Raw genomic sequence first — 1,038 nt, forward strand, 5'->3', positions numbered from 1 at the left:
GGCGGGCGGGGCGGGCATCCTGGGTTGGCCGGCTGCGGGGTCGGTCGAGGACGGCGTCCCCGGTGGGTGGTGGGGAGGAGGTGGGGATGCGGGTGCCGACGACCACGGCGAGGGAGCTCATCGAGCACCTGAGTGAGGAGTTCGCCGCGGCCCTGCCCAGGGCGGTGGTGGAGGCCGAGGTGGCCACGGCCGAGCGTGAGTTGCGCGGGCAGGTCCCCGATGGTGCGGTGGCCGAGATGCTGCACCGGTTGGTCGACTGCCGGTTGCGGCAACGGGCTCAGGGTGCGCTGTGAGTGCTGCTCGGGGTACCGCGCCGCAGCCCGATGAGCGCAGGATGGGTCCGGTGGATGCGCGTCTGTTGCTGGTGGAGGACGACGAGCGGATCCGGTTGGCGCTGGCGATGGCTTTGGCCGATCAGGGCTGTGAGGTGTTGGAGGCCGCGTCCGGTGAGCAGGCTCTCGAGCAGTTGGCGACGGCTGTGGTCGATGTGGTGTTGTTGGACTTGATGTTGCCGGGGATGGATGGGCTCGATGTCTGTCGCACCCTGCGTTCGCGTGGTGATCTTCCGATCATCATCGTTTCGGCGCGGACCGATACCTCCGATGTGATCGCCGGGTTGGAGGCGGGGGCCGATGATTACGTGACCAAGCCGTTGGTGGCCAGTGAGTTGGCCGCGCGGATCCGGGCTCTGTTGCGTCGTCGTGATCCCGGTGGTGTGGGGCCGCGGGTGTTGCGGGTCGGGGAGTTGGAGGTCCGGCCTGATGAGGAGGTGGTCCGGCGTGGTGGTGAGGAGGTGCACCTGACTCGCACCGAGTTCGGGTTGCTGGTCGAGTTGGTGCAGGCTGGTGGGGCGGTGGTCTCGCGTGAGGACTTGCTGCGGCGGGTGTGGGGTTATGACTACTTCGGTGATACCCGGTTGTTGGACGTGCACGTGCGCCGGTTGCGGCGCAAGGTCGAGCGTGATCCGGACCAGCCGGAGTGCGTGCTGACCGTGCGCGGGCGCGGGTACAAGGTGGCCCGCACCGGGTAGGTGGGGGC

At 68.8% G+C, this 1,038-nt stretch carries 2 protein-coding genes; both read left to right on the top strand.

Annotation, left to right across the window (positions count from 1 at the left end; genetic code table 11):
* Positions 1-86 precede the first annotated feature (86 nt).
* On the top strand, positions 87-293 hold the full coding sequence (locus KDL28_RS40050) for a hypothetical protein (protein ID WP_252446706.1): 207 nt from the start codon (positions 87-89) through the stop codon (positions 291-293).
* A 41-nt stretch (positions 294-334) separates the two neighbouring features.
* Positions 335-1,030, top strand: coding sequence for a response regulator (locus KDL28_RS40055; protein WP_372497182.1), 696 nt, complete (start codon positions 335-337; stop codon positions 1,028-1,030).
* Positions 1,031-1,038 lie beyond the last annotated feature (8 nt).

The sequence above is a fragment of the Pseudonocardia humida genome (assembly GCF_023898865.1).
Classification (GTDB): domain Bacteria; phylum Actinomycetota; class Actinomycetes; order Mycobacteriales; family Pseudonocardiaceae; genus Pseudonocardia; species Pseudonocardia humida.